Origin of the sequence: Streptosporangium sp. NPDC000095 (assembly GCF_042899335.1) — a bacterium.
Taxonomy (GTDB): Bacteria; Actinomycetota; Actinomycetes; order Streptosporangiales; family Streptosporangiaceae; genus Streptosporangium.
Genome location: NZ_JBIAZS010000014.1, coordinates 22,657 through 44,274 on the forward strand (window position 1 = coordinate 22,657; position 21,618 = coordinate 44,274).

The window sequence follows — 21,618 nt, forward strand, 5'->3', positions numbered from 1 at the left end:
ACATCCGAGGGCATGACGCATAAGGTGAGCACGAGCCGTACCCCCAGGTTTGGAGCCATATGGGCATGATCATGGCGGTGAGTTTCACCCGCTACGGCAGGTTGTACTACCTCGATCCCGGTGAGCACACTCCCAAGGTCGGAGACAAGGTGCTGGTTCCCACCGACGCGGGCCCCGAGGTGGCCGAGTGCGTCTGGGCGCCACAGTGGACGAGCGAGGAGGTCGGCGGGCTGCCGGTGTGCGAGGGCATCGCGACCGAGGAGCACCTCACCCGTGACGAGGGCAACAAGCGACGCCGCGCCGAGGCCCGCAGCGTCTCCAAGCGTCTGATCAAGCGGCACACGCTGCCCATGAAGGTCGTCGGCGTCGACTACACCGACGCCGAGAACGTCTACACGGTCTATTTCTCCGCCCCACAGCGGGTCGACTTCCGCGCCCTCGTCCGCGACCTGGCCCGTAACCTGCGCGCCCGGGTGGAGCTGCGCCAGATCGGCCCCCGCGACGAGGCCCGCCTCCAGGGCGGCATCGGCCCCTGCGGCCGCGACCTGTGCTGCGCCACCTTCCTCAAGGACTTCGAGCCGGTCTCCGTCCGGATGGCCAAGGACCAGGACCTGCCGGTGAACCCGCTGCGCATCGCGGGGGCGTGTGGACGGCTGATGTGCTGCCTGAAGTACGAGCACCCCCTCTACCTCGACGCGCACAGCAGGATGCCCCGCCTCGGGCTGAAGGTCGACACCCCCGAAGGGGCGGGAACCGTCGTGGGTCGCAACGTACCCTCCGACTCCGTCGTGGTCCGCCTTGAGGAGGGCGGCCGCCGCTGCGCGTGCCCGTCCGCGTCGGTGTGCTCCCCGCGCAAGCAGCACGACGCGGCGTACGGGGACGCGGTGAAGGTCGCCGACGGCGGCCCTGAGGGATGACCGGAGGCCGCGCGGGCGCCCGGGTTTCAGCGGCCGCCCGAGCCCGCGCGGTCGCCGACCGCTTGAGCCCGCGCGAGGGCTCGGTTTCAACGCCCGCTGAGCCTGTGTGGTCGACGGCTGCTTGAGCCCGCGCGAGGGTTCGCGTTTCGATGACCGCTGAGCCCGTGTGGCGCTCGGGTTCGACGGCCGACTGAGCCCGCGCGGGCGTAGGATGCGAGCGGTCAGCCTCTCCGCGCGCGTCGGCTCCCCCCGCCGGACCCGCGTGCGATCCCGACCCACGGACTACGGAGCGGACAAGGCGTGAGATCCCATGTGGCCGCCGTACTGGCGGCGGTGGCCCTGCTGGCGAGCGCGTGCACCGGAACCGGCGCCAACGCCGGCAGCGGCGATGGGGGCAGCGGTACGGGCGGTGGCGAGGTAGGGGGGTCGTCGCTCGCCTGGAAAGACTGCGGGGACGGATTCGAGTGCGCGAAACTCCCCGTTCCCCTCGACCACAGCAAGCCGGACGGCGAGAAGATCGAGATCAGCGTGATCCGGCTTCCCGCCTCCGGTGACCGGATCGGCTCGATTCTCATCAACCCCGGCGGCCCCGGCGCCTCCGGGGTCCAGTACGCCCGAAGTGCCCGCACGGCGGTGAGCAAGGCCGTACGAGACCGCTTCGACGTCGTGGGCTTCGACCCGCGCGGGGTCGGCGACTCCTCGCCCGTCCGGTGCCTGTCGTCGAGCGAGCTGGACACCTACGTCGGCCTCGACAGCTCGCCCGACTCGCCGGGCGAGGTCACCATGCTGGAGGAGGGCTCGCGGCGGTTCGCCTCCGGCTGCCAGGCCCGCTCGGGCAAACTCCTGCCGTACGTCGGCACGGCCAACGCCGCCAGGGACATGGACCTGCTCCGCGCCGCCGTCGGCGACGACCGCCTCACCTACCTCGGCAAGTCGTACGGCACCCAACTGGGTGCGGCCTACGCGGACCTCTTCCCCGACCGCGTCCGCGCCCTCGTCCTGGACGGCGCCGTGGACCCCTCGCTCGGCCCGCTGGAGATGAACACCGCGCAGGCACGCGGTTTCGAGGTCGCCCTCGACGCGTTCCTCGAAGACTGCCTCGCGGCCACCGACTGCCCCTTCCGCGGCTCCGTCGCCTCCGCCCGCGAGGAGATCGCCGCCCTGCTCCGCCGCGCGGACACGACCCCCCTGAGCAACGGGACGGGCGACGGCCGTACGGTGACCGAGGCCTGGACCACCCTCGGCCTGATCACCCCGCTCTACGACCGGCAGGCCTGGCCGGTGCTCAGGCAGGCGCTCGACCGGGCGCTGAAGGGCGACGGCACCACCCTGCTCCGCATGGCCGACCTGTTGATCGACCGCGAGGCGAGCGGCGAGTACACCAACCAGACTGAGTCCAACCTCGCCGTCAACTGCGTCGACGCCCCCTACCCCGCCGACTCGGCCGCCTACGCCGCGGCGGCCCGCGAGGCGGCCAAGGAGGCCCCTCTCTTCGGCGCGTACGTGATGTGGAGCTCGCTGCCCTGCGCGTACTGGCCGGTCAAGGGAGGCCCACGGGAGAAGATCGACGCCCCCGGAGCCCCGCCCATCATGGTCGTCGGCACCCTGCGCGACCCGGCCACCCCCTATCAGTGGTCCGAGGCCCTCGCCTCCCAGCTCTCCTCCGGTGTCCTCGTCGGTTTCGACGGCGACGGGCACACCGCGTACCTGACCGGTTCGACGTGCGTGGACCGCCTGGTGGACGACTACCTGATCGATCTGGCCGTCCCCAAGAACGGGACCCGCTGCCCCAAGATCGGGTGATTCCAAGGCGCGAGAAGGCTCTGGGAGCCTGTAGACTGCCGTAGGCCGTGGTGAACACGGCACGCCGCCTTAGCTCAGTCGGCCAGAGCACTTCACTCGTAATGAAGGGGTCTGGGGTTCGATTCCCCAAGGCGGCTCCAGCTCAGAGGCCCTCCCGGATGATCCGGGAGGGCCTTTTGCATGCCGTACAGCAGCGAAATACAGCAACGGGCTCTCACAGTCGACAGTTGCGGAACTTCGGTGGGCTCTGTTCAGTTGGCCGGGGATAAGCCCTGCCTTTCTTCGTCTCCAAGAGGTGCCATGGCTGAGCCTGTCAAGATCAAATACATGCCGTCCACGGTGAGAAGTGCTCAGTTCGTCATGACGCTCCAGGGGGCGGCGGGGCTGCTGGGGGCAGGGCTGCTGCTCGCTCTCCTGGCGGGTGTACTGGGCGATTCCAGACCGGCGGAGGTCCGCGTACTCTGCTTCATCACCGTGACCGCACTGCTGATCGGTTGGCTGGCCACGAAGTGGCACTCTCGAAGTAGACGAGTCCAGGTTGCTGTGATCTCGCTTGAGGGACTGACGATCCTTGGCCGTTTCGTGATGGTCACTTTTGGGTCCGATCTCTACGACTATGCTCCGATCGGCCTCACTTTGATCATGCCGGTTGTCGTGCTCTTCCTGCTGTCGCTTCCTTCTGCGAGAACCTGGTTCAACGGCTAAAAGCCCTCCCGGCTGATTGGGAGGGCTTATCGCACAGGGTGTGTTGGGAACCGTCAGCCGTCGAGGCTCTGATTGAGCCGACCGAGAGCCTTGCGGGTCTCGGGGGAAGGGACCTGTGTGTAGACGTTCATGGTCACCGAGATCTGCGAGTGCCGGAGGATGCGCATCGCGACCCGAGGATGAACGTCGAGCGCAGCCAGGAGCGAGGCGCAGGTGTGCCGAGTGTCGTGGACGCGGATGCGGGGGACACCGGCCCTCTCGCAGTAGCGCTCAAAGGACCGGTAGAAGTTGCGCGGCTCGATCGGGGTCCCGTTCTTCGTGGTGAACACGAGGTCGGAGTGCTTCCACCTCTTCCCGGCGTCCTGGCGGGCCTTTTCCTGAATCCGCTGGCGATCCCGGAGCGCCGCTATGCAGAGGCAGAGAGGTCGCCGAGTCCTCCGTCTTGGTCGTCTCCCGGTGGAGGAGCTCACCGCGGACTCGGTTGAGCTGGCGGGAGATCCAGAGCTGTTCCCCGTCGAGGTCGACGCAGTCCCATGCGAGCCCGAGAACCTCGCCCCGCCGCAGGCCGAGAATCAGAATCAGCACGTACGCGGCATAGAGCGGTTCGTCCACCGACCGCAGGTGTTCAAGGAACTTCCGCGCCTCGTCGACGTTCCACACGCCGTGGTTCTTGGCCTTCTTGGTCTTGCTCGCGTTGGGCAGGACGGTCAGCGCGGCGACGTTCTTGGAGATCAACTCCTCGTGGATGGCGTTGCTGAGAGCCGAGCGAAGAATGCGGCGGATGCTCGCGATCGTGCTCCGGGACGGGTATCCCTTGCAGCAACGGCCACCCCATCGAGGTCACCGAGGTCAAAGCCCCCGCCAACCGCTACGAAATCGGCTATAGCGCCGAACTCGCCGACGACACCAGCGCGGTATTCACCACCGAAGAACTCGCCGACAACGGCATCGCCCTCATGATCTAGAGCCCTTCGAAGATCAGTACAGGTGCTGATCGAGTGTCCAGTCCCATCAGATGCCGATGCACCAGGCGACCATGGGTCCGGTAAGGTAGCGATCTTCGGCTGGCTCAGGCTCCCGGAGTCCTTGAAGGCGAACACGCATGACGAACCTTGACCGGACGCCCGCACGCCTTCGTCTCGACACCGCGCTGGACCGAGTGGCCGTCACTTTCCGCGGCATGACCGCCCACCCCGACGAGCAGAACTGCGAGTGCCACTGGGGCAGCGCAGAAGACCTCGCCCGGTTGAAGGTGCCGGATGTGGAGTTGAGTCTTGACCTTCTGCGTGCCGCCTGGCAGGCCAAGGACTGGGATGACCACGCATCCGTGCTGCGCCGCATTCTTCCCCAGCTCTCCACGGCCCTCGTCAGCGGCCTCGTCGAGTCCTTGTTCGGCATAGAGGAGGTCGGGTATTCACTTGCTTTGGGCCAGTGGCAGCAGTGGCCTGCCGAGCAGGCCGCAGCGGTACGGGAATTCCTGCACGCCTGGTGGGCCCACACTCTCACCGACCCGGATCCCGCTGTGCCTGCTCACGAGGTCCTCGCCCTGTGCGCAGAAGCCTCCACCACGCTCAGCCCATGGCTGCACACCTGGGAAGCACAGACGCACGCCGTGGCCGACCGGCACCTAGCCGAAGCGGTGGCGCACTGGGAGTACGACCTACTGGGAGACCGGCTCCCTTGGGAAGCCTGGAACTGGAAGGACGAGGAAGCGACGCGTACCGAGTTGACGGCCTGGCTGATCCGTCACGCCCCTGCCCGGCTCCGCGCCCAGAATGCTCCCGAAGAACTGCTCCACCGGGTACGGCTGCTCGGCCTCGCTGACCCCGCCCGCTGGGAGGACCCTCACTGGCCCAACCACACCTACTGAGCCACCGTCTACCGCTGATTTCCGTACTCAGCCTCCCCGAAAGACCACCGTGCTGATCGAGGGATGGCTCAGAGTTTCTTTACTGGTTCAAGACGGCAGCGCTCCGCGCCGCCGCACGGCGGGGCGTGCCCGCCCGCGCCGCCCGGACATCGGGACCGGGCATGCGGCGTGGGCGCCGGTCCCGTCCCGCGCCCGCGCCGCGCGAACGGCCGGACCCCGCCGCCCACCGCACCGAGCACCCGCCGCACCGAACGCACCCGCCGTCCCTGGTACGCGCTGCCGCCTGCCGCTCCGACCACCGGCCCCAACCGCTTCGCGGCCCCTTCGGGGTGCCTGCGGCATTGCGCCGGCCGTCTCCACTCCGTGATCAACAGAATGCCTCCATCGGTGATGATCAAGAACTCTGCCGCCCTGCTTCCGGTGCGCGGGCCTGGCGGCCCTGTGCTCCGGGTCAGGTTGCCACCGGATGACACGGTTACCGAGTCACGGGCATTACCGGTCGAGCACGGCAACGCGACCACGGGAGGTCTGTCGCCGCACCCGATCGGTGATCATCTGGTGTCGTCGGTTTGCAGCGCGTGTCTTCCGCGACTGCCCGGAGTGCGGTGGGACTGGAGGCGGGCCAGCGCCGCATCGACCAGGCGGCCGAGGTTGCCCAGTTCGTACAGCATCCGGTGACGCTCAGCGTCCTCCCACGCCCTGATGACCGACCTGATGTCGCCCGACTTACCAGCCGTGACGATGACCTCTTTGCCGTTGACTCGCTTGGTGGCCGCATCGCCCACGATGATCCAGCCGTGCACGGTCACCTCCCCCGAGCAGCCACGATCAGGGCGACCACCTTTTCCGGATGCTCGCTCCGTACCGCCTGAAGGTCCGCGCCGTCGCGAAGAGAGACCAGGTAGCTGCCCGAGCGCGGTCCCATGGTCACCGTGGCCACACACCAGCCCTGCCGACCCTTCACGGTCAGCTCCGGCGGGTAGCGCTCCATCCACGACCGCAACGGCGGCTGATCGGGCCAGGCCGCCGCACTGTTGGCGAACAGTCCGAGACTGATCGTGTGGTGACGGTGGGCGCGGATTCCCCGCTCGATGAGAAGCCGTTGGACGAGGGCCAGCGCCTTGTCGTGGATCTCCACCGTCGCCTCGTCAACGGCGGTTGGGACGGCTCTACAGTTGTCCATGGGTCGCACCTCCAGTGTGCGATCAAGGGACCCGTACGGCGCTGAGATCGCCTGCGGGTCCCGCCATTTGCGCGGTCTCTCCATCACATCGCCGCAGACACGCCCGCTGACAGTGCGACTAGGAGAGACTGGGGGAGACGAGCGGATCCCCGACTCTCCCCTGAGGAGTACGCGATGCGCGATCTTCCGGGCTGGGCCGTACGGCTACGCGCCGAACGACGGCAACGGCTGTGGACACAGCGAGACATGGCCAAGCAGCTCACCGAAGCTGCTGACGCCCGCACGCGTGAGCGCTTCCCCGAACGGGAGTCCTTGGTTCGCATGATCAAGGACTGGGAGGCGGGCAGGCACCAGCCCAAAGACCCCTATCGCGTCCTGTACTGCCGTGCGTTCGGTATCGACGAGGCCGAGTTGTTCGGCGATCGGCAGACGGTTCGGGACCGTACGTCCGTCGAGGTTCTGAGCGTTCCGATCCCCGCGTTGCCATTGCCGACTATCGCGCCCGACGCGGACATGTTCGAACGGATCACCCGTACCCTTCAGCAGCCGAGCCGTGTGGATCAGCGCACTGTGGAGTGGTTGGAGACCTGTTTGGCAGAACACCGCAAGGTCGAGGACACTATCGGCTCCCGCCCCCTACTCGGGATTGTGCGGCAACAGCTTGGTGTGGTGGTCGAGCTGGCCCAGGGCGCCCGCGGTTCGCTGGCCGACACGGTGGTTGACCTGGCCGCGCAGTACGCCCAGTTCGTCGCGTGGATGTCCCTGGACGTCGACGACCAGGCCGCCGCGCTGGCCTGGTACGACCGCGCGCACGACTGGGCGTTGGAGATCGGTGACGTCAACATGGCCACCACCACGCTCAGCATGAAGGCCCACCAAGCATGGAGCGCGGGCAATGCCCGCAGGTGTGTTCGACTCGCCGACGCGGCCCGCTGGCACGACGGCCAGGTGACACCGGGCGTGCGGGGGATGGCCGCGCAGATGGCCGCCCGAGGTCACGCGCTCGCCGGTGACGCCAGGCCCGCCCGCACGCTGCTGGACGAGGCCGAGGCGCTGATCCGCCAGGCGGCCGAGCACGCCGACGACGAGCCGGTGTGGATGTACTTCTACGACGAGACGTGGTTCCGCCTCCAGCGCGGCATGACCGAGCTGTACCTTGCCAACTGGTCGAAGGCGATCGATCTGCTGACGGATGGACTGTCCGGCCTGCCAGAGAGCTACAAACGCGACCGGGCTTGGTACGGCTCATGTCTGGCCAGAGCCCACGCCGAGGCAGGAGACGCGGCGGCGGCAGTCCAGGTGAGCCTGCCCATCGTGGCTGACGCCGTCGCGCTGAACCGGCACGCCCGTAAGGAGCTGATCGACGTCACAGCTCTTCTCAGGCAGAGGAAGTCATATCAGGTGACCACCTTGCAGGAAGCTCTTGCAACTGCTGGCCACGTCGAAGACCAGACAAGGTGATCATTTCTCGTTAGTCTCCGCGCCGAGGAAGGGCTTGCCAAGCACGTCCTCCGAAAGGTGGATCTTGGTGATCTTGCTAGCCAGGGCGAACACGTTCGCGAACCCGAAATCCGGGTGCGGCCCCATGGAGTCGTCCTGGTCGGGATCCAGCCCCACTTCGCGCATGGCGTCCACCCAACGGTTTGGATCGCTGCCCCAGCGCCGCTCAGGGGCAATGAGATCGAAATAGGTGATCGTTTCGCCATCGATCTCGTGGATGAACTCCTGCGTGGAGTACTCGTGCCGAGTGATCACCACGATCTCTGTTCCACGGGAGACTCGTGCCCGCACATCCGGACCTGCGGCTCCCCATCCGAACGGCTCGACGATGAGCGTCCAACTGCCGACTTCTACGGCACCGAGGTAACCGGGAAGAGCCCTCGGGGAGGCTTCCCAGCCTGCTACCGCACGTTCGCATACCTTTTCGTAGGTCACTTCTTCGATCGTGCTCGCGTCGGTCCCGAACCGGGTAAGTGCCTCACGCGGAGAGAGATCTCGCACGAAGGACGCGCAGTAGATATCACCCGCCCACAGCCCATCGAGCCAGCGGAATCCCGCGTATGGGTCTGTCACCATGACTCCCTAGATCAGACAGGGGGCATGATGCCAACCGTCACCGACAAGGATCATGCCGTCCGACGCGGAAGTGGTTCTGACGAGGCCAGGCAAAGGGAATTGCTGAGTGACCAACTGCGTGACAACGACCCCGGACAACCACGGACGCCGGTGGATCACCGTAGACCGTATGCGCAGGTGGGGGCGGGTATAAGCCAAGGTCCCGCCCCCTCCTGGTTTCCCTCGTAATGAAGGGGTCTGGGGTTCGATTCCCCAAGGCGGCTCCCAAGTCAGAGGCCCTTCCGGTTCGTCCGGGAGGGCCTCTGTCGTGTCGCGTCCCGATTGTGCGCGTGGGAAATATCGGCAACCTGCGCCGCCTCATGGCGCTCATTGATCGTTTGGGTCGAGAAACTCTAGGATGCCGTTCCATGCCCCCCGCGATCTTAGGCGGCCTCGCCGCCGCTCTTCTGCTGGCTTCCACCGCTCCCGCCATGGCCGCAGCCCCCGTCAAGCCTCTGACTTCGGCCCAGTTGCGCGCCGCCCTCATCACTCCTGAGGACCTGGGCGATGATTACACCCCCAACTCGAAGCGCAACCGCGAGGCGCTGGACTCCAAAACGGCCCGCACAAAAAAGTGCGTGAAGGTTATCAAGGCGCTGAAACCCCTCCTCGGAAGTAAGGCGGCGGTCTTCATCGACGAGGAGGGCAAGCCGTCGGGCGTCAAGCAGTTCGCCATAAGCGGCACTCCCGCCCAGATGGCTCGTTGGCAGACGGTGGGCAAGGTCATGGTTCGTGACTGCACCAGGGGCAACACGAGTGCCGATGGTGTCAGGGAGAGGATCACCAAGCTCTCCATCGGCAAACTCGGGGACTGGGTGTATGGGATCAGGTACAGCGAGACGGTCCCCGAGGCGAAAATCAGTCCGGTCCATGCGATGGACGTTGTGCTCATCAGAGTCAAGAACACCGTCACGCTGCTGGTGAGCGACGGTTTTTTTGCGACGTTCGATCCCGGCCTCAGCAAGCGGGCCGCGAGGGTGGCAGTACCAAAGCTGCGGGACGCCCAGTAAACGGTCTCGAAGTCAACGTTGAATCGACTTACGCAAACTTTCCAGGTGAAAGCCCGAGGCTAGGTTGGGGTCGTCGTGGGGAGAAGGAGGGTGGGGGAGGCTTCGGTGAATCGCAGGGGGACGGGGCCGTAGCGTTCGGGGAGTTCGGCGGTTGCCTTTTGGAGGTCGGTGGTGCCTATCTCTACGGCGGCGCCGTCGAAGCGGGCGGCCACCGTGGTGATGGGGACCCCCTTGCGGGTCCAGTAGTCGATGTCGTCGGTGATGCGCTGAGCCAGGGCCTCCAGGCGGCGAGCGGAGTGGGCAGCGTCACGAAGTTCGACGGGGGCGGCGGGGAACCTGCTACGCAGAGCGCTGTCCAGGGTGGAGGACGGGACGCGGTAGACGATCAGCTTGGAGCCGTCGACGGTTATCCCGGCATACTGGTCGGGGTAGGTCTGGCGTAGGTACTCGCTGACGCGGTCGGCCAGGAAGGGCGCCTCGGCCTGGCCCGTGGGTGTGGAACTCGCGGCGGTGAGGTGGGGAACGGAGGGCGTGGGGCCTTCGGGGGGCGCGGCCGTGTCGCCGCCGGGAGCCGCGCATGCCGCCGTGGTGGTGGCCAGGCAGAGGGCCGCGCCCAGGACGGTGGCCGTGGTGCGGATGTGATTCCTCGCATTCATGAGGACGCCTCCGATCATATTGTCCGACAAACAGTTAGAACGAAAAGTGGACGGGATGCGTTCGAACCGGGATTGAAAAGATGACCCGCCGTTCCGGGGAACGATCGGCTCATGGCGCGAAAAACGGGTCGGCGCTGAGCGCCGACCCCTTTCGGTCATCGCATGTCACACCCAATCTCGCCGATCATCCGGTGACGATGGTCATTCCAGGGAAGGCCGCGATCACGTTGCTCCACGAGGAGTGATACATGCGCCAGGCGCAGGTACGGCCGGCGTTCACACGACCGGTGCACGGTACGGAGGTGCCGTTGTCGTGGGCGGAGGCCACACCGGCGGCGTACACCTGGGTGTTGCCGCTGGGGTTCACGACCTCGACCGGACCGCCACTTTCGCCCTCGCTGATCGCGCTGGTGAACGCCCGCTGCTCGGCCCGGACCATGCCGAGGAGAAATCCTCCAGGGACGCTCGGAATATTGAGGGTCACACCCACCGTGATGACCCGGATGTTGCAGTTGGTCTCGGAATAGGCGCTGGAGGGGGCAGACGAGAAGGCCGACGTGGAAATTCTGAGTACCGGTCATCGGGTTGCTGTATTCGGTGAATATGTTGCGGCCGGATTGAGGTCCTCCCTGCGGGAGTCGATGAAACGAAAGCGTTCGGGGGAAACGACAAAGGGGACCGGAGCCTTGGCCCCGGTCCCGATCACTCGACTCAGAAAGGTGTCAGGTCGGTCATCCGGGGATGATGGCGATGCCGGGGAACGCCGTGGTCGCGTTGCTCCACGGGGAGTAGTAGATGCGCCAGGTGCAGACGCGGCCGGTGGGCCGGTAGCCGGTGCAGGGGACCTGGGTGCCGTAGTCGGTGGCGGCGATGGTGCCGGCGGCGTAAACCTGGTTGGTGTTGGCCGGGTTGGTGACCTCGACCGGGCCGCCGCTGTCACCGCCGCCGGCCGCGTTGGTGAACGCCTGCTGCTCGGCGCGGACGGTGCCCTGGATCAGCCAGCCCACGTTGATCGTGACGTTGACCGCAATGATCTTGATGGTGCAGTTGGTACCGGAGAAGCCGCCGGAGGTGCAGACGAACTGGCCGACGATCGAACTGGTGGTGCCGACCACGCTGCTGCTGAACTCCGTGGCGACGCTGCCGACGGGGTTGTTGAAGACTCGGCCCCCGGCGTTGGTGTCGACAAGGAGCACGTCACGGGAGGAGTTGCTGTGCGTGACGGTGCCGATGACCTGGCCGGTGGGGTCCACCGCGGTCTGGCCGACCGACGCGCAGTGCGCCGAGGTCAGCATCTTGGGGACGCCCTGGTAGGTCACCGCGAAACCGGTCGTGCAGGCGGGTGACGGAGTGCCCCACACCGAACCACCCCACCACGGCGGGCTGTCGTTCCAGCGGCTGGCGACCTTGGGTTGCACACCGTGCTCAAGGGTGACCGGCACCGCCGCGTCGGAGATCGCCGTGCGGGTCGCGCCGACCGAGGCAGTGGTGGCCTTCAGGCCCGAGCCGTCCTGAAGGGGCTCGATGGAGGTGATCAGATCGCGGTTTGCCCGGATGAGGCGATTCGCCTCGCCCTCCAGCTCACGTGCCGAGTACCGCGCCGGCAGGACGCTGATCGCCACGTCGCGCCGCAACCGGCCCACGAGGTCGTTGATCGCCTTGGCAGGCTTGCCCTTCCAGTACACGCGCAGTTCGCGGTTCTCCGGCGCCGCGATGACGCCCGCGTAGCCGTCGCCGTCGTCCGCCAGCGCGGCGGTGATCTGGTCGGCGGCCTTGACCATCTTCTGCTGATCGAGCAGCAGGTCCTTCCACGAGGCGTAGCCACCCGGCACCGGTCCGGTGTGCTCCACGGATCCCGTGGTCCGGGGCTTGGCCGGGTCCGGTGCGCCGGCGGCCTGGGCGGTGCCCATCCCGGCGGCGGCGATCATGACGACGACCGCCGTGGCCAGGTAACGGAATCGAGTTGACCTGCGGGTTCTCAGGGGGGTGCGCACTTTGGATTCTCCTAAGCGACGACCTCGGCACTTCCGGCAAGCGACGGCCGATCAGTACTTCGTCCACGTCGGCCGGGGTCTGGCCGGCCGCGTGCGGGCGATGATCAGGGACCGGCGCCCGCGCGCCGGTCCCTGATCGCTCGAATCAGATCTCGTCGATCATCCGAGGGTGATGGCGATGCCGGGGAACGCGGCGGTCGCGTTGCTCCACGGCGAGTAGTACATCCGCCAGGCGCAGATGCGGCCGGTGGTCACGTAGCCGGTGCAGGGCACCGCGGTGCCGCCGTCGATCGCGGTGTTGACGCCCGCCGCGTACACCTGGCTGGTGTTGGCCGAATTGACGACCTCCACCGGGCCGCCGCTGTCGCCCTGGCCGACCGCGTTGAGGCGCGCCGACTGCTCGGCCCGCACCGTGCCCGTGATCAGGTAGCCCACATTGATCGTGACACCGACCTGCTGCACCTGAATGGTGCAGTTGGTGCCCGAGTACGCGCCGGAGGTGCACACCCACAGACCCACGTAGGAACTGGTGGTGCCGATGACCGAGGTGCTGAATTCCGGCGAGGTGGAGCCGACATTGTTGTTGAAGACCCGGCCCGCGGAGGTGCCGTTGATCAGCAGCACGTCAAGGCCGTTGTTGTCCGGTGAGATCGAGCCGATCACCTGGCCGGTCGGGTCGGTGGCCGTCTGACCGGCATCGCCGCAGTGGCCCGCGGACAGCATCCTGCTCGTCCCGCCGTAGGTGACGGCGAAGCCCGTCGAGCAGCCACCGCCGGTACTGGCGTTACGCCAGGCCGCGCCGCCCCACCAGGGCGGGGAGTCGTCCCAGCGGGTGGCCAGCGTCGGCTTGACACCGGCTTCCACGGTGACCGGAACCGCCGAGTCGGCGACCTTCGAGCGGGTGAGGCCGAAGTCGGCGCCCGATACCGTGAGGCCCGAGCCGTCGACGTTCGGCGCGATCGCCGTGATCACGTCGCCGGACGTGCGGATCAGGCGGTTCATTTCCCGCTCCAGCTCGCGGGCCGAGTAGGCGGCGGACAGGACGCTGACGGGCACCTCTTGGCGCACCTGGCCCAACAGGTCGCGGACGGACCTGGGAGTGCTCCCCTTCCAGTAAACGCGCAGCTCATGGTTCTCCGGCGCGGCCACGATGCCGGCGAACCCGGCGCCGCCCTGAGCCTTGACCGCAGCGGTGACGCGGTCGGCGGCCTTGACCAGTTTCTCCTGGGTGGCCAGCAGGTCCTTCCAGGAGGCGAAACCGCCCGGGACCGCGCCGGCCGGCTCGATGGGCCGGGTGGTGGTGTCCTTGACGGGGGCGGGGGCGGGGGCCGCGACGGCCTGCCCGACGCTCATCCCGACAAGGACGAGGGTGGTGCCAAGCGCCACTGCCAGACGACGGAAGGATCGTGGGGGTCTTGCGGCAGTTGGGGGGATTTCCACCGGAATACTCCTCTATGGGAGGCTTGATCGGATGCATCCGGTATTCCATGAATTAAGTAGTTAATCAATGACTTGACTCTTGTTATTTGGACTGGTAAAGCGTCGTCCGCATGCCGGTTTTCCGGCTTTGTGTCCACGGGGAAGTGATAACGCTAACAGTGACTTGACCTGCGGATATATATTTACAGGCCGTCATAATTCCAGCCAATAGCACATGTCATTAGTTGTCCGCTTTTGGACATGGCGGAAAAGTGGCGATCATCGGTTGAGGGCGCCCCTGGGAAGCCCGGCGCATAAGAAAGTTGTTACCGGCAGGTAGACCCGGCACACTGGCCTCGATGTTTCGTAGGGGTTTTGGGTCGCGTGCCGAGCGCTTTTCAGCCTGCATCATGGATCTGCGGGACGTGAATTACTTGATCGGCCGGCCTGCTCTTTGGGGCGGCAGCGTGACTTCCGTAGTATCCGCCGGCTCTTCAGCCGCGCATTGAACGATTTTCATCCCCCTGCGACGATCTGCTGATCGCGGAGTGGCCGCGGACTCGGTGTTCGCCTGACGAATGTGGAAAGCTCCTGGTAGACGGGTTGATCACCACAACCAGGCCGTCGGAACCAGGAGCTTCGAGTGCTTTTCCAGCGCGCCGCCGTGGGTTGTCGCGTTCAACGCTGAATTACGTGGGCTGGGCTGATACGCCGGCGGCGCAAAGCGATCGGGTCGCCCTGGCGCCGGCTCAACACCGGACAGCGGGCCATGCCGGTCCTGGTCCACTCGCGCAAAGGGGAGACGTTCGCCGAGGTCGCAGCCGGATTCGGCGTCATGGCGGCCTGGTCAGCGAAGGTCATCGTCGCTGTCTCGATCGTCCCGTCTCGCCCTGCTCCACATTAAAAGGAGTTATATGTCCGCGTATCGCAGAAGTCTGACAGAGGGCTGGAATAAGGGGGAGGTCCAGCCACGGCAGTGGTCTATCGCCCACCAGATCGTCGAGCCCAGAAACTTGCAGGTCACGACAGCGAACTACGGCACCACCGCCAGCCACAAAAACCCACAACAGACCACCTTTGAGCCAGATGGGAGAAAAGCCGTAAATCACTGTCGCACCCACACCAGATGTCACTATGGGTACCGGCTTCCCCGGACGTTTCATTCCCTGTGCTTTCCGCTGCTCGCAGGAACAGCACAAAACACCCTACTTATCAGCCAAATGCTCTCAGAGAGAGGTCAGCCGAAGGCGGCGTGTGGTGTGCTGGTGCCCTGGGGTACGCGGAATGGGCCGGACGCGCCGGGACGGATGTCGAAGTCGAAGATCGCGGTTGGCAGGTAGACGGTGGCGCAGGAGTTGGGAATGTCCACCACCCCCGACAGCCGGCCCTCGATCGGCGCGGCGCCGAGCAACAGGTATGCCTGTTCGGGGCTGTAGCCGAACGCCGTCAGGTAGTCGATCGCGTGCAGGCAGGCCCGCTGGTAGGCCAGCTGCGAGTCGAGATAGCGCTGCTCGCCGTCCAGGGTGACGGACACCCCGGAGAAGGCGAGCCACTCGCTGTACTGGGGGGCGGTGCGGCCCGGCATGAAGATGGCGTTCTCGTCGACACGGTACGTCCGCATGCCCTCCTTGATGACGTCGACCCGCAGATCGATGAAGCCGCCCATCTCGATGGCACCGCAAAAGGTGATCTCGCCGTCGCCCTGCGAGAAGTGCAGGTCGCCGACCGACAGGTTCGCGCCGGATACGTACACCGGATAGAACACGCGGGAGCCCTGGGTGAGGTTTTTGATGTCCTGGTTGCCGCCGTTTTCTCGCGGTGGCGCGGTGCGGGCCGCCTCGGCTGCGATTCGGTCGAATTCGGAGGAGGAGACGGAGCCGAGGACGGCGTCCCGAGGCTCGGGAGGCAGGGCCAGCGGCGGCACTCTCTCCGGGTCTGTGGCTCTCAGCGCCGACTCTCGCGCGTTCCACTTCGACAGCAGCGCCGCTGACGGCGCGGTGCCCATGAGTCCGGGGTGGGTGATGCCGGTGAACGACACTGCTGGGATATGGCGTGATGTGGCGATCTGACCGGAGAAGTCCCAGATCGCCTTGTAGGCGTCGGGGAACTGCTCGGTGAGGAACCCGCCGCCGTTCTTGGTGGGGAAGATCCCGGTGTAACCCCAGCCTTGACCGGCCAGCGGGCCGCTGTCCTCCTGGGGGATGGGCCCCAGGTCGAGGATGTCCACGACCAGCAGGTCGCCCGGCTCGGCCCCCTCGACCGCGAACGGGCCACTGAGCGCATGCACCGTCGTCAACGGGGCGTCGCGGATGTCCTCGGCGGAGTCGTCGTTGTGGATCGCACCGTCGAACCACTCCCGACAGTGGACCCGGAAGCTGTCGCCGGGCTTTACCCATGCCACGGGCGGGATCTCGGGGTGCCAGCGGTTGTGACCGATCTTGGCCTGGTCGGTGAACCTTCTGGATGAGTCGAGCGGGAAAATCAGCTCCGGCACGGTTCGGATTCCTTTCGGCGCTGTGAGACAGAGACGGTCACGGCCGCGGCAGGCGGCTGGTAGCGGGATGGGCGGTCACCGCGCGTCCGGTGCGGCGCCGCGGCAGGGACGTGACGACTTCGGGCTCGTGGGCGCTGCGCTCCGCGTGCTGCAACAGGGTGGACACGGCGTCCGGGGAGCGCGCCAGCATCGGCGCCGAGAACATCCGAGCCGAGACCGCGCCGCAGTCTGGACACCGCACCGCGGCGGATGCGGTTCCGATCGGAAAAGCGACCTCGATTTCGGAGCAGTGAGGGCACCGATAGGCATATACCGTCATAACGTGCGCCCTTCGAGCGACTTCGAACCTGTCCTCTTCGGTCGTGCATCCCGTTCTGTCGCCGTCACCTGGGAAAACAGCCTCAGAGTCGGATGTATCCGCAACTTAACGCGTGAATGGAACGCAATCCATCTCGCTTCCGTCAACTTGCCCGCACAGTAAGGTAGATACCTTGGTTTCCGGGCAAAAGTGCGAGGATATGTTCCCTTGCGATAAACGCATAAATATATTTCTGTTTGCCGGCCGCCCCTCCTGGAGCGGGTGCCTCGCCGACTACCTGCGAGGTTCCCCGGGTGGTCCGGCACCGGCGCTGACCCCGGCCGCCCGACACCCGCCGTGCCGACCTTGAGTCAAGCGACAGTCGGCCCGATGTGCTCCAAGCCGCGCGCCGAACCGCCCGATCGGCTCTCGCCACACGGAGAGAAGTCCCTGGTCCCGCCGGAACGACGGGACCAGGGACTTCTTCAAGAGTCCGAGCCGTCCATTTCTTTGTCCGCTCAGCCGATCCACCGCTTTCCCGTTCGAACCCGAAGGTACGCGGTGGATCGCAGCTGGTTCGCGGCCCCGTTGCAAACCAGACTGTCTCTCCGATGCCGGCCCGGGTCCTGCGGGAGATCCGAGCCGGCACGACGGTGGCCGGTCCGGGTCCCGCAGTGGAACCGGACCGGCACCAGGACGCCGGTCCGAGTCCTGCGGGAGATCCGAGCCGACGCCGTGGTGCTGTGAAGGATTCTGCGGTGACCCGGTATAGCGGCGGTATAACAGCCGTGCATCGCGCGTCCCCGTCGTGGACCCGCAGGTCGGAGCCGTGTCCGCCGGACTGTTTCCGGCTCCGGGTTCCGGCTTCGAGGTCCCGGCCGGAAAACGGGACCGGGGCGCCGTCGGGAAAGCCGGGTTTGTCGGGAAAAACGGGTGTGGGGAGGTCGCGCCAAGGTTCCGCTACCCAGAAAACCCTCGCTGAGCAGGTGATATACCGCCGATATACACATGCTCCGTACTCTGGCGCAGCGTTTCGCTGGCGGGGCCTGGCGGCGCGTCGAGCAAGGAGACACTCATCATGTTGCGTAAGCGCTGGGCGACGCTCGCGATGCTGACCGTATTGACCACGTCGCTGTCCACCGCGGTTGTCGGTTTGTCCGCTCACAGCGCGGTCGCCGAGATTCCTCCCCTCGAGTATCCCGACCCGTACGACTGGTTCAGGCCCGTCATCGCCGAGAACCGGTCCGGTCCGGTCTTCGACGACTGCTACCTCTACGGCATCTGTCCCTGATCCGAACCAGTGGAGAGCCTGCCGTCCTCCGGGGAAGGGCGTCGGCTGCGCGGTTTCGCCGCGTTCGCCGACGTCGAGGACGCGCACTCTCCGCTCCAGGGTGCGGAAACGGCCCAGGGCACGGGAAAGGCCCAGGGTACGGAGACGGTCCGGAGTACGGGAAAAGCCCGAGGCGCGGGAACGCCGGGATCAGCCGGTCAGCTCCCGCGAGAAGGGGGCCCCGATCTCCGCGTACAACTCCGTGGCGAGGCGTTCCTGGGTTTCCGCGGTGGGCGTGTCGCCGTTGTCACGCGAGATCGCGGAGAGTACGACCCAGGTCTGGGCCTCGCCCATCCGGTGCCCGGTCGCCCGGTGGTTGTCGAGGGCGCGACGGCCGTACTTCTCGGCTTCCGTCAGGAGTCCTCGCCGGTGGCAGGCGTAGGCGAGTACGGTGAGCGCCCGTCCTTCGACGACGCGGAAATGGGGTTCGCCGACGAGTTCCAGCGCCTGTTCGGCGAGGTCGGCGGCGGCGGTGTGGTCGCCCGCGCGGTGGTGGGTGATGCCCAGCGCGAGAAGCGCCTCGCCCACGAGGTGGCGGGCGTTGATCTCCCTGGCGATGCCCAGCGCGGTCCGGTGGAGACGCAGGGCCTCCTCGGGGTTCCCGGAGTGGTCACGGATGGAGGCGAGCGTGTTCATCGCCTGGACCTCGGTGAATCGGTCGCCGATGTCCACCGCTATCCCCAGCGCGGCCTCGGCGGTGTCGTGGGCCTGCTCCAGCCGGCCGGAGTCGCGGCGTACCAGGGCGAGCCACGCCAGCGTGTCGGCCTCCAGATATCGGTCACCGAGTTCCCGGTGACGGACCAGGGCGGCGGTGAGGTGGTCGGCGGAGGCGGCGAGGTGGCCGAGCTGGTGGTGGAGTTCGCCGATGGTGGTCATCGCGACCGCTTCGGCTCTCGGCGCCGAGGTCTCGCGGATCAGCGTCAACGCCTGGACGGCGTGGTCGAGCCCCTCGCGGAGCCGGCCGGACTCTCTGCAGGCGTTCGCGAGATTGTTCAGGATCTTGGCGCGTATCTGCTCGGAGCCGAGACGGCCGTGGAGTTCGAGCGCCCTGGACAGGGGGCGGGTGGCCTCGTCGGGGAGCCCGACGAACATGAAGGTGGTGCTCAGATTGCTCAGGGCGCTCGCCTCGCCCTGCGTCCATCCCGTCTCGTGGCTGAGGGCGATCGCCCTGTTCAGGTAGGTGATCGAACGGTTGTAGCGGGCGAGGCAGTGGTAGGCGTGGGCGAGGTTCAGGAACGCGGACGCCATCGCCCGCCGGTCCCGTTCCGCGTGGGCCGCGGCGAGTGCGGCGCGACCGGTGGCGAGCCAGTCGACCATGCGTCTGGAGAAGTTGTGATAGCCGCGGAGCCGGTCGGCCAGGAGCCAGGCCATGGGTCTGGGACCGTACCGGACCGCGTGACCGATCGCCGCGACCACGTTGTGGTGTTCGGCGCTCAACCACGCCATGGCGGCGGCGGTGTTGTCGATGACCGGCGTTCGCGCGGCGGCGGTGGTGTCGACGGTCGCCGTTCGTGGGGCGGCCGGGTCGTCGATGGCCGCCTGTGCCGCGGCCGGGTCGTCGACGGTCACGGTTCGCGTGGTGGCGGGGGTGCCGATGGTCGCGGTCCGTGCCACGATCTCGTCGGGCGCGGGCAGCTGGAGCATGTCCGGGTAGAGCACCTTCGCGGCGTCGCCGGCCATTGACAGGTACCACTCGAACAGCCTGCCCGTCGCCTTCGCCCGTTCCTCCGCGCCGTCCTCGGCGGACGAGAGGTCGTCGGCGTACCGGCGGAGCAGGTCGTGCACGGTGAAGCGGTCGGGGCCGTGCTGGTCGACCAGGTGGACGCCGGTGAGCCGCTCCAGTGCCGCCGCCGCCTCCTGCTCGGAGACGTCCGCGAGGGCCGCCGCCGCGGCCGGGGTGAAGTCGGGGACCGCGACCGGCCCGAGCCGCCGGAAGATCCGCCGTACGTGCTCGGGCAGGAGCCGGTACGACAGGTCGAAGGTGGCGCGGACGGCGGTCTCCTCGTCGCCCTCGATCGTGAGCGCGTTCACCGGGCTGCCGGTGCTCAGCTCGGTGACGTAGTCCCCGATCGGGAAGTTCGGGCGGTCCAGCAGGCGCGCCGCCGCTATGCGCAGCGCGAGGGGCAGGTGGGCGCACACCTCTCCCAGCCTGGCGACGGCCTCGGGCTCGGCCCGTACGCGGTCCGCGCCGAGAAGGTGGCCGAACAGGGCTTCGGTCTCGGCGGGCACGAGTGTGTCGAGGGTGATGCGCTGGGCGCCCTCGCGGACGACCAGCCCGGTGAGCCGGTCGCGGCTGGTGACGAGCACCGCGCAGCCGGCGTTGCCCGGCACCAGGGGCCGGACCTGTTCCGCCGAGCTCGCGTTGTCCAGCAGGATGAGGATCCGCCGTCCCGCCATGAGCGAGCGGTAGCGCGCGGCGGCCTCCGTCGCCTCGACGGGCACCTGTCCCGGCGAGACGCCCAGCGCCCGGAGGAAACCGGCGAGCGCGTCCGCGGGGTGTACCGGCGCTCCGGGCGAATACCCCCGCAGGTTGAGGTAGAGCTGCCCGTCGGGGAACCTGTCGGCCACCCGGTGTGCCCACCGCACCGCGAGTGCGGTCTTGCCGACGCCTCCCATCCCGGTGATGGCGGAGATGGTGATCGGGTCGGTGGCTCCGCCGGGCAGCATCCTGTCCAGGGCCTCGAACGCGTCCTGACGCCCGATGAAGCCGGGAATGTTCGTGGGCAGCTCTCTGGGCACCGGCGGTGTCGTACGGGCGGCGTCCGACGCCGTGACCGTCGTCGCGGGCGCGGCGCGCTCGGGTGCGGGGGGCCGGTCGTCGCCGCGGAGGATGTCCTGGTGCAGCCGCTGGAGCGCGGGGCCCGGTTCCACCCCGAGCTGCTCGTGGAGCAGGGCGCGCGTCTGCTGGAAGACCTCCAGTGCCTCGGCCTGGCGACCGCTGCGGTTCAGCGCGACCATGAGGTGGGCGCGCAACCCTTCGTGGTACGGGTGCGCGAGCGCGAGCCTGGTCAGTTCGCCGATCAGTTCGCCGTGCCTGCCCAGGGCGAGCTCCGCCTCCGCCCACCGTTCGTGGGTGACGAGCCGGAGTTGTTCCAGCTGCGCCGCCTCCTCGGCGATCGGCTCGCAGTCGCCGAACTCGGCGAACGCCGGACCTCGCCACAGGTCGATGGCGTCGCGCAGGATGCGGCCGGCCCGCGCGGGGTCGCCGTCGAGCGTCCGGCTCCCCTCCGCGGCGAGTTCACGGAAGCGGGTGGAGTCCAGTCCGTCGCCGGTGACGATCGTGTATCCGCCCGGCTGCCGGACGATGCGGTCGTTGCCGAGCACGCTCCGCAGCCGGTGCACGTACAGCTGGATGTTGCGCCGCGCGGAGGCCGGGGGGCCGTCGTTCCAGACGGTGGTGACGAGCTGGTCGACCGAGACCGTCCGCCCGGCTCCGCGGGCGAGGAGGACGGCGAGCACGAGCCGGGGCTTGTACGCGGCACCGACGAAGACCTCCTGACCGTCGCGGGTCACCTGAAGCGGTCCCAGCACCTGGAACTCCATCAACGGCCACCCCGCTTCCTGGCTTCACCTGGTGGCCGGTCTTCAGGTTCGACAGCCCCGCTCGTCTCTCGGAGGGCGTCGGTGTCCATGAGGCGTGATCATGGCATTTACCACCATCCGTGTACAGCTCATCCTGATGTGCGAAACAGCACCTCGCGCACCTCGGCACTGCGGTCGTGGTGCGAACCCGGCGGAAAACCGTGCCGTGGCGGGCGGGTATATCCCGCCACGGTGACCGGGAATCACTCCCGCGAGAGTGGTCGGATATCGCGGATCACGGC

The 21,618-nt window shown here is 67.3% G+C and carries 18 protein-coding genes, 1 tRNA gene and 1 pseudogene; 9 read left to right on the plus strand and 11 right to left on the minus strand.

All coding sequences use genetic code 11. From position 1 onward, the window contains the following. Window positions 1–59: 59 nt before the first annotated feature. The 4 genes from ACFY3V_RS27870 (at window position 60) to ACFY3V_RS27885 (ending at window position 3,425) form a co-directional block, all read left to right on the plus strand. Window positions 60–917 (plus strand): stage 0 sporulation family protein, encoded by an 858-nt coding sequence (locus ACFY3V_RS27870; RefSeq protein ID WP_389777655.1) that lies wholly within the window; start codon window positions 60–62, stop codon window positions 915–917. A gap of 300 nt (window positions 918–1,217) precedes the next feature. Then, window positions 1,218–2,720, plus strand: a complete 1,503-nt coding sequence (locus tag ACFY3V_RS27875) for an alpha/beta hydrolase (RefSeq protein ID WP_389777657.1) — start codon at window positions 1,218–1,220, stop codon at window positions 2,718–2,720. A 63-nt stretch (window positions 2,721–2,783) separates the two neighbouring features. Then, window positions 2,784–2,860: transfer RNA gene (locus ACFY3V_RS27880), tRNA-Thr, on the plus strand. A gap of 160 nt (window positions 2,861–3,020) precedes the next feature. Next, window positions 3,021–3,425 carry a hypothetical protein gene (locus ACFY3V_RS27885; RefSeq protein ID WP_389777659.1) on the plus strand — a complete coding sequence of 135 codons (405 nt, stop codon included), beginning with the start codon at window positions 3,021–3,023 and terminating at the stop codon, window positions 3,423–3,425. Window positions 3,426–3,478: 53 nt separating this feature from the next. Here the strand turns inward: ACFY3V_RS27885 and ACFY3V_RS27890 are convergent, their stop codons facing one another. Next, window positions 3,479–3,895 (minus strand): tyrosine-type recombinase/integrase, encoded by a 417-nt coding sequence (locus tag ACFY3V_RS27890; protein WP_389777661.1) that lies wholly within the window; start codon window positions 3,893–3,895, stop codon window positions 3,479–3,481. A gap of 632 nt (window positions 3,896–4,527) precedes the next feature. On the opposite strand from ACFY3V_RS27890, the gene ACFY3V_RS27895 reads away from it, so the two are divergent. After that, window positions 4,528–5,295: a hypothetical protein gene (locus ACFY3V_RS27895; RefSeq protein WP_389777663.1), complete on the plus strand. Its 768-nt coding sequence runs from the start codon at window positions 4,528–4,530 to the stop codon at window positions 5,293–5,295. Window positions 5,296–5,846: 551 nt separating this feature from the next. Here the strand turns inward: ACFY3V_RS27895 and ACFY3V_RS27900 are convergent. Then, complete coding sequence (locus ACFY3V_RS27900) at window positions 5,847–6,098, minus strand: hypothetical protein (RefSeq protein WP_389777665.1); 252 nt, start codon at window positions 6,096–6,098, stop codon at window positions 5,847–5,849. Between the two features lie 2 nt (window positions 6,099–6,100). Continuing rightward, the gene (locus ACFY3V_RS27905; protein ID WP_389777666.1) at window positions 6,101–6,478 is read right to left on the minus strand and encodes a hypothetical protein; all 378 of its coding nucleotides are present in this window, start codon (window positions 6,476–6,478) and stop codon (window positions 6,101–6,103) included. Between the two features lie 246 nt (window positions 6,479–6,724). On the opposite strand from ACFY3V_RS27905, the gene ACFY3V_RS27910 reads away from it, so the two are divergent. Continuing rightward, window positions 6,725–7,939, plus strand: a complete 1,215-nt coding sequence (locus ACFY3V_RS27910) for an XRE family transcriptional regulator (protein WP_389777668.1) — start codon at window positions 6,725–6,727, stop codon at window positions 7,937–7,939. On the opposite strand, the gene ACFY3V_RS27915 is transcribed toward ACFY3V_RS27910, so the two are convergent. Next, complete coding sequence (locus ACFY3V_RS27915) at window positions 7,940–8,551, minus strand: DUF6461 domain-containing protein (protein ID WP_389777670.1); 612 nt, start codon at window positions 8,549–8,551, stop codon at window positions 7,940–7,942. A gap of 410 nt (window positions 8,552–8,961) precedes the next feature. Here ACFY3V_RS27915 and ACFY3V_RS27920 point away from each other — a divergent pair, with 410 nt between their 5' ends. Continuing rightward, the gene (locus tag ACFY3V_RS27920; protein ID WP_362898087.1) at window positions 8,962–9,603 is read left to right on the plus strand and encodes a hypothetical protein; all 642 of its coding nucleotides are present in this window, start codon (window positions 8,962–8,964) and stop codon (window positions 9,601–9,603) included. A 59-nt stretch (window positions 9,604–9,662) separates the two neighbouring features. On the opposite strand, the gene ACFY3V_RS27925 is transcribed toward ACFY3V_RS27920, so the two are convergent. The 4 genes from ACFY3V_RS27925 to ACFY3V_RS27940 form a co-directional block, all read right to left on the minus strand. Next, window positions 9,663–10,259: a hypothetical protein gene (locus ACFY3V_RS27925; protein ID WP_389777672.1), complete on the minus strand. Its 597-nt coding sequence runs from the start codon at window positions 10,257–10,259 to the stop codon at window positions 9,663–9,665. A 184-nt stretch (window positions 10,260–10,443) separates the two neighbouring features. Then, window positions 10,444–10,698, minus strand: coding sequence for a hypothetical protein (locus tag ACFY3V_RS27930; RefSeq protein WP_389777674.1), 255 nt, complete (start codon window positions 10,696–10,698; stop codon window positions 10,444–10,446). Window positions 10,699–10,990: 292 nt separating this feature from the next. Continuing rightward, window positions 10,991–12,253 carry a hypothetical protein gene (locus ACFY3V_RS27935; protein ID WP_389777676.1) on the minus strand — a complete coding sequence of 421 codons (1,263 nt, stop codon included), beginning with the start codon at window positions 12,251–12,253 and terminating at the stop codon, window positions 10,991–10,993. Between the two features lie 159 nt (window positions 12,254–12,412). Beyond that, the gene (locus ACFY3V_RS27940; protein WP_389777678.1) at window positions 12,413–13,639 is read right to left on the minus strand and encodes a hypothetical protein; all 1,227 of its coding nucleotides are present in this window, start codon (window positions 13,637–13,639) and stop codon (window positions 12,413–12,415) included. A gap of 676 nt (window positions 13,640–14,315) precedes the next feature. Here ACFY3V_RS27940 and ACFY3V_RS27945 point away from each other — a divergent pair. Beyond that, window positions 14,316–14,507: pseudogene (locus ACFY3V_RS27945) on the plus strand (IS5/IS1182 family transposase); the annotation flags it as partial. A 402-nt stretch (window positions 14,508–14,909) separates the two neighbouring features. Here the strand turns inward: ACFY3V_RS27945 and fmdA are convergent. Further along, the gene (fmdA, locus tag ACFY3V_RS27950) at window positions 14,910–16,166 is read right to left on the minus strand and encodes a formamidase (protein ID WP_362898077.1); all 1,257 of its coding nucleotides are present in this window, start codon (window positions 16,164–16,166) and stop codon (window positions 14,910–14,912) included. 37 nt (window positions 16,167–16,203) lie between these two features. Further along, window positions 16,204–16,485: an FmdB family zinc ribbon protein gene (locus ACFY3V_RS27955; protein ID WP_389777681.1), complete on the minus strand. Its 282-nt coding sequence runs from the start codon at window positions 16,483–16,485 to the stop codon at window positions 16,204–16,206. A 1,057-nt stretch (window positions 16,486–17,542) separates the two neighbouring features. Between ACFY3V_RS27955 and ACFY3V_RS27960 the strand changes: the two genes are divergently transcribed. Beyond that, window positions 17,543–17,755 (plus strand): hypothetical protein, encoded by a 213-nt coding sequence (locus ACFY3V_RS27960; RefSeq protein ID WP_350941601.1) that lies wholly within the window; start codon window positions 17,543–17,545, stop codon window positions 17,753–17,755. A 189-nt stretch (window positions 17,756–17,944) separates the two neighbouring features. Here ACFY3V_RS27960 and ACFY3V_RS27965 read toward each other — a convergent pair whose 3' ends face one another. Beyond that, on the minus strand, window positions 17,945–21,337 hold the full coding sequence (locus tag ACFY3V_RS27965; protein ID WP_389777684.1) for a BTAD domain-containing putative transcriptional regulator: 3,393 nt from the start codon (window positions 21,335–21,337) through the stop codon (window positions 17,945–17,947). Between the last annotated feature and the right edge of the window lie 281 nt (window positions 21,338–21,618).